The organism is Nonomuraea sp. NPDC050783 (assembly GCF_040802095.1).
Taxonomy (GTDB): domain Bacteria; phylum Actinomycetota; class Actinomycetes; order Streptosporangiales; family Streptosporangiaceae; genus Nonomuraea.
On the sequence record NZ_JBFAHK010000003.1, the window covers coordinates 121701 to 137348 of the forward strand.

Sequence of the window (15648 nt, forward strand, 5' to 3'; positions counted from 1 at the left end):
CAGCGATGTGTTGTTCGCTACGTCACACAAGCCCGTCTGAAGGAGATGCACCCCATGTCGGAGGAGTTGTTCTGGAAGAGCGCCCGGGAGCTCGGCGAGCTCTACCGGGCCCGCCAGGTGTCACCGGTGGAGGTCGTCGAGGCCGTGCTGGAGCGGCTGGAGAGCGTCAACCCGAAGATCAACGCGATGGTGACCGTGACCGCCGACCAGGCCCGCGAGCAGGCCAAGGCGGCCGAGGAAAGGCTGCGGTCAGGCGAGGACCTGCCGCCGCTGTTCGGGGTGCCGATGACGGTCAAGGACCTCGCCGAGACGGCCGGAGTGCGCACCACCTACGGCTGCGCGGCCTTCGCCGATTACGTGCCGGAGGAGGACGCGATCGGCTGGGCGCGACTGAAGGAACAGGGCGTGATCCTGCTGGGCAAGACCACGACCCCGGAGTTCGGGCTGCTCGGGGTGACCGAGAGCAAGCTGACGGGCTCGACCAGCACTCCCTGGCGGCCGGGCTACAACGCGGGCGGCTCCAGCGGCGGTGCGGCCGCTGCCGTCGTCGCGGGCGTCGGCCCGGTCGCCTGGGGTTCGGACGGCGGCGGGTCCATCCGCGTGCCGTCGTCGCTGTGCGGCGCCGTGGGCATCAAGCCGTCCATCGGCCGCATCCCCACCGCCGACAACACCGACGGCGACAGCACCGACGGCCCCATCGCCCGGACCGTGCTGGACGCGGCGATGGTGTTCGAGGCGACCGCGGGCCACCACCCCTCCGACCGGTTCTCCGTGCCCCGCGACACCCGCAGTTACGTCGAGGCCGCCCTGACCCCCGGCGACCTGACCGGGGTGCGCGTCGCCGCCTGCTACGACCTCGGACAAAAGGTCCTCGACCCCGATGTGCGCAGGCTCTTCACCCAGGCACTGGACGACATGCGCGCCGCTGGCGCCACCGTCGAGGAAGTCGGCATCGAACTGCCCGACACGATGCTGTTCTTCGACCACCTCAACGGATACGAGTACCTGGAGTTCGCCGAGGAGATGCGGGCCGGCGGCGTCGAGCTGTGGCCGATGATCGCGGAAGTGGCCGAGCGAGCCAAGAGTGTCACGGGGCGGCAGGTCAGCGCCGCCTTCCGGCGCGGCAAGACCGAGATCTACAACGCCTTCGCCGCCGCGATGACCGGCGCCGACGTCCTGGTGACCCCCACGACCCCCGTCCCGGCCTTCCCACACGACGGAGCCGCCGGCCCGACCCGCCTGGTCGACGGGCAGGAGGTTCCGCCGCTCGGCCTGCTGATCCACTCGATGACCGAGCCGCCCAGCCACGCCGGGCTTCCCGCGATCTCCGTGCCCGGCGGCTTCGACGCCGACGGCCTGCCGATCGGCCTGCAGTTCATCGGCCGCCTGTGGGCCGACGCCGACGTGATCTCGGTGGCCGCCCGCTACCAGCGCGCGACCGGCTGGCACACTCGCCACCCCGCCCTCTGAGAGGCGGACAACGGCCGGGATCCCACCTCAGATCCCGGCCTTTCGTCGTTCTCCGCTCATCGGCGCGGGCGAGTGAGGGTCGCGAGGAGGGCGGCGAAGGTGTCGAGGGTCTCCAAGGCGAGGGCGTTGTCACGGTGGGAGGCCCAGGAGGAGATCACGCCGCTCACCATCGAGTTGATCATCTCGGCGAGGAGCCGCGTGTCGACGGTCGGCTCCAGGCGCGCCTCGTCCGCGAAGCGCTCCAGGTAGGACACGGTCTTGTCGAGGTACGCCCGGTGCTCCCAAGCCGGCAGTTCGCTCAGTTCCGGATCCCGCAAAGCCAAATTGACCAGTTCGCTCAGAACGAGCTGCGCCTCAGGATCGGTCTCCACGACTGCCCAGTAGGCGCGTAGCAGAGTCCGGATGTTCTCGACGGGCTCGGCTTCGGGCGTGATGGCCGGCCAGGCGGCGTCCAGGCCGATGTTGATGTCGGTGGACAGCAGGGCGGCGTAGAGCTCGTGCTTGCCGCGGAAGCAGTAGTGAAAGGCGCCGTGCGGCATGCCCGCCTCCGCGCAGATCGCCCGCGTCGTGGCGGCGGCGATGCCGTCGCGTTTCATCACCCGTAGCGCCGCGGCCACCAGCAACTCGCGCCGGACGTCCGCGCTGACGTGCTTCTTCGTCGCCTTGTCCACCGGTGCCGTAGCCATGCCTTCAGGATAGCCAGGAACTTGGCCACACGACTCGGCCGTTTGACTTGGCCATCTGGCCAACTTATGGTCAGGGTCATCGCGAAGGAGCGCATTCACATGACCGTGACCAAGAATTCGAGACCGGTCAGGGCTCGCCAGTGTTGGGCCCTGGCCGCGCTGACCGTGCCGGTGCTGCTGATGAGCATCGACCTGACCGTGCTGTCGATGGCGGTGCCCGTGCTCAGCGAGGAGCTGGCCCCGACGGCGACGCAGCTGCTGTGGATCATCGATGTGTACGGCGTGTTCCTGGCCGGGCTGCTGATCCTCATGGGGTCGCTCGGCGACCGGATCGGGCGCCGCCGCCTGCTGCTGACCGGTGCGCTGGCGTTCGGCGCCGCCTCGGCGCTGGCGGCCTTCGCCTGGAGCGCGGAGGTGCTCATCCTGGCCCGCGCGCTGCTGGGGCTCGGCGGCGCCACCCTGATGCCGTCCACGCTGTCGCTGATCCGCAACATCTTCCCCGACCCCGCTCAACGCCGCCGTGCCATCTCGGTCTGGGCCGCCGCCTTCGCCGGCGGCGCCGGGCTCGGGCCGATCGTGGGTGGCCTGCTCCTGGAGCACTTCTGGTGGGGATCGGTGTTCCTGATCAACCTGCCGGTCATGGCGTTGCTGCTCCTCGCGGGGCCGTTCCTGCTGCCCGAGTCCAAGGACCCGAACCCGGGCCCGTTCGACGTCGTCTCGGCGTTCATGCTGATCGCCGCCGTCCTCGCGCTGATCTTCGGCTTCAAACGGGCGGGCGAGCACGGCTGGGGCCTCGCTCCGATCGCCGCGCTGCTTGGCGGGGTGCTGCTCGCGGCGCTTTTCGTCGTCCGGCAGCGGCGCCTGACTCATCCCCTGATCGACGTGGGGCTTTTCCGGTCGCTGCCGTTCACCGTCGCGGTGTTCGCCAACATCGCCGGAGTGTTCGCCATGACGGGCGTCATGTACTTCTTCCCGCAGTACGTCCAGCTCGTTCTGGGGCACTCGCCGCTGGAGGCCGGGCTGTGGTCACTGCCACTGGCCGCAGGGGCCATCCTCGGCGCGCTCACCGTCCCGGCCGTCGCCCGCCGCGTTCCCGCGGGCTGGGTGATCGGCCTGGGGCTGGCCGCCGCGGCCGGCGGATACCTGCTGCTGAGCCTGCTGGGCGCCGACGAGGTCATGGCTCTCGCCTTCGCCGGCGGGGCGCTGCTCGGCGTCGGGGTCGGACTGGCCGACACGCTCACCAACGACGTCATCATCGGCACCGCGCCCGAGGCGAAAGCCGGGGCCGCGGCGGGCATCAGCGAGACGGCGTACGAGATCGGCGGCGCCCTGGGCACCGCCGTCCTGGGCAGCATCGGCGCCGGCCTCTACCGCGACCAGGCCCTCCAGAGCCTGCCCGCCGGGACGCCGCGCGCGATCACCGACGCCGCCACGCAGACCCTCGGCGCCGCGAACCAGGCCGCCGCCCAGCTACCACCCGAGCAGGCCGGCCCTTTCCTCTCCGTCGTCAACGGCGCCTTCGTCGACGCCATGGCTCAGACCTTCACGACCGCCGCGCTCATCGTGGGCGCCACCGCCGTCGCCGCGATCGTCACCCTCCGGCGCCACCGCCACTGAAAGGAGCTCCCCATGTCCGCGGTCGAGATCCCCGGGCCGAAGGCCCTGCCGCTGCTGGGCAACCTGGCCGACGTGCTGACCACGTCCGCCGAGACGAGCGTCGACTTCGCCGAGGAGTACCACAGCAGGTACGGCGCGATCTTCGCGCTGACCGTCGCCGGTGAACGCATGATCTTCGCATCGAGCTACGAGCTGGTCGCGGAGATGTGCTCCAGCCCGCTGTGGGCCAAGTCGGTCCACGCGGCGCTGGAGGAGGTGCGCGCCTTCGGTGGCGACGGCCTGTTCACGGCCTACAACCATGAGCCGAACTGGGCGATCGCCCACCGCCTCCTCATGCCCGCCTTCGGGCCGGTCGCGATGAAGGACTACTTCCCCGCCATGCTCGACATCGCCGAGCAGCTGTTCACCCGCTGGGAGCGCTTCGGGCCGGACACCCGCATCGACGTCCCCGACGACATGACCCGCCTGACCCTGGACACGATCGCGCTGTGCGCCTTCGACCTCCGGCTCAACTCCTTCTACTCCGAGAAGCTGCACCCGTTCGTCGGGGCCATGGTGCGCAGCCTCGTCGAAGCCGGCGCCCGCAGCGAACGGCCGGCCGCCCTGCAGCCGCTGCTGTTCAGGACCAACCGCCGCTACCGGGACGACATCGCGACCATGCGCCGCATCACCGAGGAGATCGTCGCGGCACGCACCGCGCAACCCTCCCACGCCCGCCCCGACGACCTGCTCGAACGCATGCTCACCGCGGTAGATCCCGTCACCGGTGCGAAGCTGCCGGCGGACAACATCCAGTACCAGCTGGCGACCTTCCTGATCGCGGGTCACGAGACGACCTCCGGCCTGCTCTCCTTCGTCACATACGAGCTGCTCACCCACCCCCACGTGCTGCGCAGGGCCCAGCAGACCGTGGACGAGGTCCTGGGCGAGCGCACCCCCCGCTTCGACGACCTCGCGAACCTCGGATACCTCGGCCAGATCCTCCGCGAGACGCTGCGCCTGCACCCCACCGCGCCCGCCTTCGCGCTCACCCCCGGCCAGGACACCACCCTGGGCGGGTACACCGTGCGCAAGGGCGAGGACGTGCTCATCATGCTCCCCACGCTCCACCGCGACCCCGCCGTCTGGCACTCCCCCGACCGCTTCGACCCCGATCGCTTCGCCCCCGAGCGGATGACCGAGATCCCCGAGTACGCGTGGATGCCGTTCGGCCACGGCGCCCGCGCCTGCATCGGCCGCCCCTTCGCGCTCCAGGAGGCCACGCTGGTTCTGGCCATGATGCTGCAGCGCTTCGACCTCGAACTCGCCGACCCCGATTACGACCTGGTCATCCAAGAGTCCTTGACGATCAAACCCAAGAACTTCGCCATCCGTGCCACCCCCCGTCGCGCCCGCCCGCGCAGGCCGGCACCACCCTCCCCGGCGAACACGGACATCCCCGGCCACGGCACCCCGCTGCTGGTGTTGTACGGCTCGAACGGCGGAAGCGGCGAGAGCCTGGCCCGCACGATCGCCGCCGACGGGACCCTGCGCGGCTGGAGCACGACCGTGGCGCCGCTGGACGAATACGCCGGACGCCTGCCCACGACCGGGCCGGTGGCCATCGTCACCTCCTCCTACAACGGCACCCCGCCCGACAACGCACGCCGCTTCCTCACCTGGCTCACCACGGAAGAACCTGACCTGAGCGGCGTTCACTACCTCGTCCTCGGCTGCGGCAGCCTGGACTGGGCGGCCACCTACCAGCGCGTTCCCACCCTCGTCGACGACGCGATGGCCGCCGCGGGGGCGCGCCGGATCCGGGACCGCGGCGCGATCGACGCCCGTACCGACTTCTTCGGCGACTGGGAACGCTGGTACGAACCGCTGTGGCCCCTCCTGTCCGCCGAGTACCGCGTCGAAGCGATCGCGCAGAGCGGTCCCCGCTTCCGCGTCATCGAGGCGGAAGGCGAGCAGGAGGCGAGCCACCCGACCGCGGTCGTGCTGGAGAACCGCGAGCTCGTCCGCCCTCCCGGCCGCGGGTCCAAGCGGCATCTGGAGCTCCGCCTGCCCGACGGCATGCGCTACCGCACTGGCGACTACCTCTCGATCCTGCCCTGCAACGACCCCGGCCTGGTCACCAGGATGATCGAACGCCTCGGCACGCGCGCGGACCGGCTCATCACCATCGAGTCGGACGTACCACAAGGATCGATCCCGATCGGACGGGCACTGCGCGTGGACGACCTGCTGACCCGGCACACCGACCTGGCTGCCCCGGCCTCTCCAGGCGTCGTGGCCCGGCTGGCCCGGACGACCGGCTGCCCGCCGGAACGGCTGGAGCTCGAACGCCTCGCCGGCGACGACCATACCGAGCACGTCCTCCGCCCCCGAGTGACGCTGCTCGACCTACTTGAGCGGTTCGCCTCGTGCCAGGTGGACCTCGCCCTCGCCCTCGAACTGCTGCCGGCGCCCCGGCCGCGCCAGTACTCCATCAGCTCCGCCGCCGAAGAGCAGCGCGAGGCGGCGCTGACCGTGTCGGTGCTGGAAGGCCCGGCCCGGTCGGGAGCAGGCACGTTCCGCGGCACGGCATCGAGCTACCTGCAGCGCGTTCGCCCCGGTGATCGCATCGTCGCCACCGTCGCCTCCCCTCCGGACACCTTCCGGCCCCCGGCTGACGCCGGCACCCCGATCGTCATGATCGCCGCCGGTACGGGCATCGCGCCGTTCCGCGGCTTCATCCGGGCGCGCATGACCGCCGCCGCAGCCGGGCAGACCGTGCTCTTCTTCGGCTGCCGGCACCCCGAAGAGGACGACCTGTATGCCGCCGAGTTCGCCCCGTACGAGGAAGCCGGTCGTCTTGAGGTCCACCGGGCTTACTCCCAACCAGGTGACGGCGACCGCCGCTACGTTCAGGACCGGCTTTGGGAACAGCGCGAGCACGTGCGCGCGCTGATCAGCGAGAGGGCGCACATCTACGTCTGCGGCGATGCGGCGGGCATGGGACACGCCGTCGAAGAGACGCTCCGGCGCATCGGCGCGACCATCGCGGATGGCCAGGACGGCACTGCGTGGCTGGAGGAGCTCCGCAAGGCCGGACGCTACGCGACGGACGTGTACTGAGGTCGTCCGCCACGGGACCGGCATCCTCTGATCGCCCGAGGATGTAATCTTCGTTGTATAACAGAATCCGTCAGGAGGTGCCGGTGCCGATCCAGGTCGATCACGACGAGCGGCGCGGGAAGATCGTCAACGCGGCCATGCGCGTTCTCGGGGAGCGCGGTTTCGCCAACTTCTCCCTGCGCGCGGTCAGCGACCGGCTCGGAGGCTCGGTCACGCTGGTCACCCACTACTTCCCCAGCCGCGAAGCGCTACTGACCAAGATGCTCGAGCAGACGCTGGACGACGCCCGCTCAACCCAGGAGGAACTGGCGGCGATCGAGGATCCGCATGATCGGCTGGAGGCCGCCGTGCGGTACTTCCTGCCCATCGACGAAGAAGCGCTGGCCATCGAACGCGCCCGCGTCGCCCTGGCCAGCCACCGCGACGTCGAGCCCTTCATCCAGCACTACCTGGATCTCGTCGAGCCGGTGATGCGAGAGCTGATCCGGACCGCCATCCAGGACTTCATCGGCCGGCACCGGCTCGATGCCACCGTCGACCTGATCCGCCTGTGGACCAGCGGGGTCGTGCTCTCCACCGTCGAACACCCCGAACTGTGGACCCCCGAACGCCAGATCGAGGCCCTGCGTCACTTCATGAACTTGATCGATCTGCCGGTCGCCGCCCTCTGAAGATCACTCCCCCGCCTCCGCGAGCTTGAGCGGCTCGGCGAGACCGGTGCTCACGGCCCTGATCGTGCGCACGATGGGGATCGCGGCCAGCAGGGTGGCCGCAGCGAGGACCACGCCGAGCCCGAGGGCTCCCCAGGTGTCCAGGATCCAGCCCACGGGAGCCGGTCCGAGACCGGCGCCGAGCGCCGACGCCCCGCTCGCGGCGGCGATCCACCGTCCGCTGGGATCGGCGGAAGCCGCGACCGTGAGCACCAGGACCAGTAGCGCCATATAACTGACCTGCCAGATGATCGCCGCAACGGTGTAGGAGACGGCCCAGGGCACGACGGCGATCACCAGTTTGGCCGCGATCTCGACCGCGACGAACGCCACCATGACCGTAGGCCGCCCGAATCGGCGGCACGCGACCGGGCAGAGGACGGCACCCGCCAGCGACACCACGGCGACGACCGACAGCACGATCGAGACGGCGTCAGCCGACATGCCCGCGTGGTGTTCGCCCAGGACCTCACCGTAGGACCAGGCGCCCTGTTCGGTCGCCCCTAGCAGCACCAGCGCCAGCAGGAACACCAGCGGCACCGGCCTGCCGGAAGAAGCACCGCGACCGGGTTCGGCCGCCTCAGGCAACGCACGGACCAGCCAGTACGCCGGGAGACACAAAGCCGCCAGGCACGCGAAGGCGGCGGCACCGCCCCAGGCGTCGTTGGCCATGGGGATGACGATGATGAGGATCGCGATGACGACGGTCCCGCCCAGCACCGTGACGGTCGAGGCCGCATCGGTGTCGCCGGTCGCGGCGATCGCCGCCATGGCGGCGGCACAGACCGCGCCGAGTCCGGCGCCGGCGATCGCGTTGCCCGCGATGAGCAGGCCGAGGCCCGGCGCGGTGGATGCCAGGACGAAGCCCGCCACGGTGGCGACGAGCCCGGCCCTGGCCAGGCGGGTACGGCCGGGACGGGCCGCCCTGGGCGCCAGCACGAGCGCCGCCACTGCCGTGGCGAGCAACTGCACCGTCGCGACCACCCCCGAGGCGGTGTGGGACAGGTCGAACCGCTCGGCCATCCCCGGCAGCAGGACGGGCATCACATTGGCGCCGACATTGCCCAGCGTGGCCCCCGCCACCAGGGCCGCGCACACCCCGACGCCGATCACCCGGACCGGCGACGTGCGGCTCATCGGCCTCTCTCACGTCCGGCGGCCGGGGCGAGGAGAACGCCGGACCCCGGCTGGGGCCACTGCTCGGACATCTGGCACCTTCTCTCGCAAGCGGCCGGGCCCCCGGCCCGGACGCGGCCCACCAACCGGCCACCGGGCACAGACAAGTTACTCATCCCACCCGCCTACATGTAACGAACGTTATATATAATGAGCGTGTCGCAACCTTACGGCGAACGGCTGAGCGCTCGCAATACGGATCCCCGCACAGGGCTACATCGCCAGTTCTCAACAGGGACGGCGTGGAGAGAGACGAGGAACTGACCTTGGAGAAGCAGGGCCTTCAGCCCGGCGGCACGGCGCAGGAAGCGATCATGCCGAACAACGAGACGATCTTCGCGTGGGTCAGTGACCTGGCGGCTTTCGGCAGGCGCGGCACCAACGCCCTGGACGACCGCCGGTCCGTCGACTACCTCCTCGGCGCCTTCAAGGACTTCGGACTCACCGGCATCCAGGTGCAGGAGAGCGAGTCCTTCCACTGGCGGGCCTCCCGGTCGAAGCTGATCGTCGGTGCCACGCCGATCCCGCACTCTCCCGCCGTGTTCTCCTTCAACGCCCACGACGGCAACGGCCCCTTCTCCACCGGCCGGGACGGCCTGTCCACGCCGCTCGCCGACGTAGGGGACGGAAAGGAGGACGACTTCGCCCAGGTCGACGTCACCGGCAGAATCGTGCTGTTCAACCTGCGATTCCTCGTCCCCAGGAGCTTGCTGCTGGCCGGTGGCGAGTTCATCCATGACCCCCACGACAGCGTGAACGCAACCGACCTGGACACGGCCAACCCCTACCTCACCAACTTCGAAGACGTTCTGCAGCGGGCGATCAACGCGGGCGCGGCCGGTTTCGTCGGCGTCCTGGCCGACTACTTCGACTCTCACGACATCTGCCCCGAATACACCGAGGGCATCACCATCCCGGGCTTGTGGGTCACCAAGCGCGCCGGTGCCCGGATCCGCGCCCTGACCGCCTCCGGCGCCGCTCATGCGACCATGCACCTGGAAGGCGCGCGCGTTCCGACCACAGCCCGCACCGTGATCGGGTACCTGCCCGGCCGCAGCACCGACACGATCATGATTCAGTCCCACCACGACGCCGCCTGGGACGGCGGCGTCGAAGACGCCTCAGGCACCGCCGAAGTGCTGGCGCTGGCCCGCTACTACAGCCGGATCCCGCAAGAACACCGGCCCAAGACCCTGATGTTCGTCCTGATGGACAGCCACTGGACCGGCTACCAGGCCCACGAGCACTTCGTCGAGACCTTCGTCACCCGCCCGGCCACCCCTCATCGGATCGTCGCCAACGTCACCCTCGAACACATCGCCAAGCAAGCCGAGATCGGGCCGGACGGACAGCTTGAGATCCACGACCTTCCCGAATACCGCGCCGTCTTCGAGAACGTGAGCGCGCCGTTGAAGACCGTCATCGACGACGCCATCACCCGTCATGACCTCCAGCGGACCATCCGCCTGCCCAGCGACAAGCTGGTCCCCCTGATCGGTGAACTCCCCACCGACGCGGGATTCGTCTACGACGCCGGAATCCCGACCATCAGCTTCATCAGCGGCCCCCTCTACCTCTACGACAAGGCCGACACCCTCGACAAGGTCCACAAATCCGACCTGGCCCCCGTCGCCCAAGCGTTCGCCGACATCATCGACCACCTCGCGACCACACCCAGCGATCGGATCCCCGCCTGAACGTGCTCCGTGCCGAGGCAGGGGCGCGCCTGACGATGATCCTCAGCCATCGCAGCGGACTTCTTCTCGTCGATGAGTGGCCGGACCGGCCGTACTCTGCCTCGTGATCAGCAGTGGCTCGATGACGCGACGCTCCGGCGCCTCCGCCTGTCTCCCCTCCATCAGCTCCAGCAGAAGCTCGAAGCCCTGCCGGCCGACCGACTCGAAGTCCGGCCGGACAGTGGTCAAGGGAGGCGAGAAGAACGCGGCCTCGGGAATGTCGTCGTAACCCGCGACACTGATGTGCGCGGGGACCCTCACTCCCACCTCCGCGAAAGCTCGGAGCAGGCCCAGCGCCATCTGGTCGTTGGCCGCGAACACGGCGGTCACCCCCGGCTCGCGCAGCAGGCGGCGTCCTGCTTCGTAGCCCGAACGCGGGCTCCAGTCTCCCGGCACCGGCTCGGGCGTCGTGCGGCCGGCTGCGGCGAGGGCCGTCCGCCAGCCCGCCGCCCGGCTCGCCGCCTCCGACCAGTCCGGTGGTCCGCTGACGTGCCACACCGTCTCGTGTCCCAGCGCGAGCAGGTGCTCGGTCACCGAGCGCGCGCCCGCCGCCTGATCCACGCAGGCCACCGGCGCCTCCGCCACGTGCCCGCCCTCGATGACGACCACCGGCATGCCCGCAGGCGCCGCACCGGCCAGTAGCTGCGGGCTCGCCACGATGATCCCGCCCACGCCCTGGTCGGCCAGGTGACTCAGCGCCTCCTGCGTCTCCTGTCGATCTGGGGTCTTCAGGGTGACGATGCTGAGGAAGTAGCCGGCTGCCCGGGCCGCCTGCTCGATGCCGTAGAGCGTGCTTGCGGGCCCGTGGAGCGTCGTACCGAACACGACGGCGCCGAGCGTCCGCGAACGCCGGGTGACCAGGGCACGGGCCTGCATGTTGCGGCGGTAGCCGAGCCGTTCGACCGCCTGCAGCACCCTGGCCCGCGTCTCCTCGCGCACGTGTGGGTGACCGTTGAGCACGCGCGAGACCGTCTGATGGGAGACGCCGGCGGCCTCGGCCACGTCGGCCATGACCGGTGAGCGGCGAGCAGGGCCGCGCATCGCTCAAGCGCCGCCGTCGAGACGGACCTCTGCCGGCTCGCAGCCCTCGGCCGTCACCCGGATGGCGACCGTTTCCAAACCGGTGCGTCGCACGATCGCGAGCGCCCGCCCGTCGAACGTCTCGTGCCGGGCGGACTTGTAGGTCTGGTGAGGAGCGGGGTTTCCGCTGCCCAGCGCCACAAGCTCGGCAGGTCCGGCGATCTCGACCTGCACGTCGCGGTCCGCGCCCGTGAAGACGGCCCCTGACGGGTCGACGATCGCGATGCGGGCGAACAGGTGTAGTGCCATGTCCTCGACCGTGACCGCCAGGCGCGGTTGTCCGGTGGCCGTCGTGAGGCTGAAGGTCTCCGCCCGGACGCCTTCCCTGATGGCCGTCGCCGTCAACGTGCCGGGCTCGAAGGGAACGTCGAACACTGCGGTGTAGCGGTTCGCTCGGCCCGCTGCCGCAGAGCCGACCACCTTGCCGTTCTGGGAGAGTTCCACCTCATCCGCGTCGCTGTACACCTCCACGGCGAGCGTGCGGCCTTCCTGTCCGGGCCAGGTCCAGCTTCCGATGCTGTCGCTCCACGCCCACGGCCCGGCGGAGAGGACCTTGCCGTCCTTGATTGGGCGCCGTACCGCGAGGTAGGGCTCGCGCCGCAGGCCGAAGACGATCTCGCGGTAGTAGGAGGCCGGGCGGCGTTCGCCGATCAGGTCGAGGTCGCCGCACCAGCCCGCGATCCACGGGTAGGGGGCGTGGGACGGTTCCTCGCCCTCGGCCAGGTACTGGGCGCGGCCGAGACCCACCTCGCCGAGGTAGTCGAAGCCCGTCCAGGTGAAGTCGCCGATCACGTGGGCGTGCTCGGCCACGAGGGCCCAGGTGCGGTCGATGTTGGTGGGGAAGGTCTCCGTGCCGACGATGACCCGGTTGGGGAACAGCTCCTTGTCCAGGACGTAGCGCGAGTCGACGTAGTTCATGCCCGCGATGTCGAGCAGGCCGAACGACTCGGCGGTCTTCTCGGTGACGAGCGGGGAGGCGCTGATCTCGTTCATGATGTCGAGCGGCCCGGCCATGAGGGTGTTGATGCCGGTGGCGTCGTCGGCGTCGGTGCCGCGCTGGGCGGCGATGGCCTTGGCGTCGTCCATCACGGCGAGCAGCCCGTTGATGGCGTTCGTCACGAAACGCGTCGGGTCGAGTGCACGCACCTTCTCCGCGAGCGCGCGGCCGATCAGGCCGCCCGCGGGTGAGCCGGTCTCGGTCACCTCGTTGCCGATCGAGTACATGAGCACGCTGGGGTGGTTGTAGTCCTTGGCGACCAGCACCTCGACGTCGCGTTCCCACCATTCGGGGAAGACGAGGGAGTAGTCGTGGTCCATCTTGGGGGCGGCCCACATGTCGAAGGTCTCGTCGATGACGTACATGCCGAGCCGGTCGCAGGCTTCGAGGAGGGCGACGCTGATGGGGTTGTGAGCGGAACGGATGGCGTTGAAGCCCGCCTGCTTGAGCAGCCGGACGCGGCGTTCCTCCGCCTCGGGGATCGTGGCGGCGCCGAGGATGCCGTTGTCGTGGTGGATGCACGCGCCGCGCAACTTGACGGTCTCGCCGTTGACGCGCAGCCCGTTGACCGGGTCGACCTGGAGCTTGCGGATGCCGAACGTCGTCGTTGTGCTGTCGCCTTCGATCCGGGCCACGGCCGTGTAGAGCGCAGGGTTTTCCGCGCTCCAGAGCTCGGGCGTTCGGACGTAGAGGCGTTGCCTGCTCAGCGAGCTGCCGTGCGGAGGCACGGTGACGGGCACCGTCCCGGACACGACCTCGGCTCCGCTCGGGTCTGCGACGCTGACGGCGACGTCCACGGTGGCGCGGCGATTGGTCGCGTTCGCGACCTGTACCGCCACCTCCACGACGGCGCCGGCCTCGTCGATGTCCGGCGCGCTCGCGCGCAGCCCGTGCGGGGGAATGTGGATCGGCGGGCCGACGTGCAGCCAGACGTCGCGGTAGATGCCGGCGCCGGTGTACCAGCGGGAATCCTGTCCGTTGCGACATTCCACCCGGATGACGTTTTCTTCGCCGGGGCGCAGGAACTCGTCGGCGTCGATGGTGAACAGGGAGTATCCATAAGGACGATGCCCCGCGAAGGCGCCGTTGATGAAGACCGCCGCGTCCCGGTAGACGCCCTCGAACTCGAGGACGATCCGCTCCCCCTCGGGAGGCGTGAACGTCTTGCGGTACTCGTAGGTGCCCCCGGGGAAGTAGGCCGCCGCCCGGTCCCCCTGCGGATCGCGCTCGCGTTCGATCATCGCGTCGTGCGGGACGTAGACGTCGACGTAGGGCGGCACCGCGCCGCTCAGTTCGTCGAAGGGGTTCACCTTCTGCCGAAACTGCCAGCCGTCGTTGAAGGGCAAGCGCTGCATCGAAGTCCTTCTGGTCGGAGGCCGCCCGCCGTAGCGGGCGGCCTCGGCTCGTTCACTCAGTTGCCGGGCGAGCCGACCTGGTCGGTGATCGACTGGAAGCCCGCGTAGTCGGCCGCGGGCTGCGGGGAGTTCCATGTCTTCTGCGCCATGATCCGCATGCGCGGGTAGATGTCCGCGGCGGCCTCGTCCTGAGTCCAGGTTCCGCCGCTGTTCCAGACGTTCAGCATGGAGCCGCGGTGGCCCGGGGCTCCGACGGCCGTCGTCTTGGTCGGCAGGTACTTGACGTAGGTGCCGTCCTGGTCGCGGTACAGGTAGCCGTAGAACTGCTCGGCCGACCAGGAGTCGTACAGGTAGCCGACGCGGATCTGCGGCGTCCGGCCGCCCGACGGGTAGGCGTAGGTGGGCAGGAAGCTGTCGTTGACGATCTGGTAGCCCTTGTCGAGCAGCGTCTGCGGCGTGTAGGGGCCGTTCGGGCCGAAGAGGTCCTCGCTGTCGGAGTCGGTCCAGTACTGGATGACGACGTTCGTGTCGACCTCGATCGTGGTGCCGGGACCGACGTTGTCGTTCCACGCGCGCCCGATCTTGCCCTTGCTCCGGACGAACGCGTTCATCTCGTTCGCGAACTGAATCACTGCGTCCTTGGCGGTGGCGTCGGGGCCGACGGTGGCCTTGGCGTACTGCTCCAGCTGCGGGTAGTGCGCGTACTGGCTGTTGGCCAGGTACTCGTCCTGACCCAGGTGCCAGTACTTGCCGGGGAACAGCGGCAGGTACTCGATGATGACGCTCTTCAGCAGGTCCCACGCTGCCGGAATCGTGAAGTCGATCTTGGTTGGCGAGACGTTGCCGTCCTTGTCGACGAGCCGGTACTGCGGGTACTTCTGCAGCAGCGCGCCGAGGTGGGCGGGCATGTCGATCTCCGGGATCACCGTGATGCGATATTTCACCGCATAGTCCACCAGGCTCTTGATCTCGTTCTTGGTGAGATGCTGGGCCGACTGCACACCGAGGTCGCTCTCGACGCGCCAGCCCTCGTCATCGGTCAGGTGGAGGTGCAGCGTGTTGAGCTTGAGGTAGGCCATGTCGCGGACGCGGGCCTTGAGCCAGTCCAGCGAGAAGTACATGCGCCCGAGGTCGATCATGACGCCGCGCTCGGGATAGGTCGGCCAGTCGTCGGCGGTGCCGGCGGGGATCGTGTCCCCGTTCATCAGCGCTTGCAGGATCGTGCGGGTGCCGTTGAAGGCTCCGTCCACGGTGCCCGCCGTCACCGTGGCGCTCCTGGCCACGGCCAGCCGGTAGCCCTGGTCCCCGATGCCGGGGATGCCGGTCTGCAGCCTCAGGACGATGTCGCCCGGGCGGGGGCCGTCGTCGCTGCACACGACCTCGACAGTTGAGCCGAACCGGTTGCCGAGCTCGGAGGCGAGGAGGGCGGCGACCGGCTTGAGCTTGGGCAGATCGCGAGGATGGACGATCACCCGGCCCTTGCCGGTGAAGGTGAACTGCCCCGTTCCCGCGGTCCACGTGCGCAGGGCCGGGATTGTCACGGGCGGGGCCGTCGATGAGGTTGCCGACACGGGCGACACTATCGCGAGGCTGATTCCCATGGCGGCGACAAGCGCCCCTGCGAGAATACGCGCTGCTCTGTACCTACTCTTCATCCGCTGTCCTTTCGAGGTGTCGGATGTGAATCTGGGGGATGCGACGGGATCACGGATGAGGAGG

General features: G+C 69.5%; 10 protein-coding genes. 5 read left to right on the forward strand and 5 right to left on the reverse strand.

Translation table 11 applies throughout. The features are described from left to right. Positions 1-54 precede the first annotated feature (54 nt). A complete protein-coding gene (locus AB0H75_RS08705) occupies positions 55-1470 on the forward strand; it encodes an amidase (RefSeq protein ID WP_367792715.1) in 1416 nt (471 codons plus the stop codon). A 56-nt stretch (positions 1471-1526) separates the two neighbouring features. Here the strand turns inward: AB0H75_RS08705 and AB0H75_RS08710 are convergent, their stop codons facing one another. Continuing rightward, positions 1527-2156 carry a TetR/AcrR family transcriptional regulator gene (locus tag AB0H75_RS08710; protein ID WP_367792718.1) on the reverse strand — a complete coding sequence of 210 codons (630 nt, stop codon included), beginning with the start codon at positions 2154-2156 and terminating at the stop codon, positions 1527-1529. Positions 2157-2255: 99 nt separating this feature from the next. Between AB0H75_RS08710 and AB0H75_RS08715 the strand changes: the two genes are divergently transcribed. From AB0H75_RS08715 to AB0H75_RS08725, 3 genes are all read left to right on the forward strand, one after another. Continuing rightward, on the forward strand, positions 2256-3773 hold the full coding sequence (locus tag AB0H75_RS08715) for an MFS transporter (RefSeq protein ID WP_367792721.1): 1518 nt from the start codon (positions 2256-2258) through the stop codon (positions 3771-3773). A 12-nt stretch (positions 3774-3785) separates the two neighbouring features. Next, positions 3786-6875 (forward strand): bifunctional cytochrome P450/NADPH--P450 reductase, encoded by a 3090-nt coding sequence (locus AB0H75_RS08720; RefSeq protein WP_367792723.1) that lies wholly within the window; start codon positions 3786-3788, stop codon positions 6873-6875. A gap of 83 nt (positions 6876-6958) precedes the next feature. Then, complete coding sequence (locus tag AB0H75_RS08725) at positions 6959-7546, forward strand: TetR/AcrR family transcriptional regulator (RefSeq protein WP_367792726.1); 588 nt, start codon at positions 6959-6961, stop codon at positions 7544-7546. Positions 7547-7549: 3 nt separating this feature from the next. On the opposite strand, the gene AB0H75_RS08730 is transcribed toward AB0H75_RS08725, so the two are convergent. Beyond that, positions 7550-8722, reverse strand: coding sequence for an MFS transporter (locus AB0H75_RS08730; protein ID WP_367792729.1), 1173 nt, complete (start codon positions 8720-8722; stop codon positions 7550-7552). 305 nt (positions 8723-9027) lie between these two features. Between AB0H75_RS08730 and AB0H75_RS08735 the strand changes: the two genes are divergently transcribed. Continuing rightward, on the forward strand, positions 9028-10458 hold the full coding sequence (locus AB0H75_RS08735; protein ID WP_367792731.1) for a M28 family peptidase: 1431 nt from the start codon (positions 9028-9030) through the stop codon (positions 10456-10458). 42 nt (positions 10459-10500) lie between these two features. Here the strand turns inward: AB0H75_RS08735 and AB0H75_RS08740 are convergent, their stop codons facing one another. Genes AB0H75_RS08740 through AB0H75_RS08750 form a run of 3 tightly spaced genes read right to left on the reverse strand, consistent with a single transcriptional unit; the run spans position 10501 to position 15470 of the window. Further along, entirely contained in the window at positions 10501-11508 is a 1008-nt protein-coding gene (locus AB0H75_RS08740; protein WP_367792734.1) for a LacI family DNA-binding transcriptional regulator, read from the reverse strand. Positions 11509-11541: 33 nt separating this feature from the next. Further along, positions 11542-13929: a glycoside hydrolase family 2 TIM barrel-domain containing protein gene (locus AB0H75_RS08745; protein WP_367792737.1), complete on the reverse strand. Its 2388-nt coding sequence runs from the start codon at positions 13927-13929 to the stop codon at positions 11542-11544. A gap of 56 nt (positions 13930-13985) precedes the next feature. Then, entirely contained in the window at positions 13986-15470 is a 1485-nt protein-coding gene (locus tag AB0H75_RS08750) for a family 20 glycosylhydrolase (RefSeq protein WP_367792740.1), read from the reverse strand. Between the last annotated feature and the right edge of the window lie 178 nt (positions 15471-15648).

Bases quoted from the DNA above. Each gene is read 5' to 3' on its own strand.
- AB0H75_RS08705 (WP_367792715.1), top strand. From the start codon at position 55: ATGTCGGAGGAGTTGTTCTGGAAGAGCGCCCGGGAGCTCGGCGAGCTC.
- AB0H75_RS08710 (WP_367792718.1), bottom strand. From the start codon at position 2,156: ATGGCTACGGCACCGGTGGACAAGGCGACGAAGAAGCACGTCAGCGCG.
- AB0H75_RS08715 (WP_367792721.1), top strand. From the start codon at position 2,256: ATGACCGTGACCAAGAATTCGAGACCGGTCAGGGCTCGCCAGTGTTGG.
- AB0H75_RS08720 (WP_367792723.1), top strand. From the start codon at position 3,786: ATGTCCGCGGTCGAGATCCCCGGGCCGAAGGCCCTGCCGCTGCTGGGC.
- AB0H75_RS08730 (WP_367792729.1), bottom strand. From the start codon at position 8,722: ATGAGCCGCACGTCGCCGGTCCGGGTGATCGGCGTCGGGGTGTGCGCG.
- AB0H75_RS08740 (WP_367792734.1), bottom strand. From the start codon at position 11,508: ATGGCCGACGTGGCCGAGGCCGCCGGCGTCTCCCATCAGACGGTCTCG.
- AB0H75_RS08745 (WP_367792737.1), bottom strand. From the start codon at position 13,929: ATGCAGCGCTTGCCCTTCAACGACGGCTGGCAGTTTCGGCAGAAGGTG.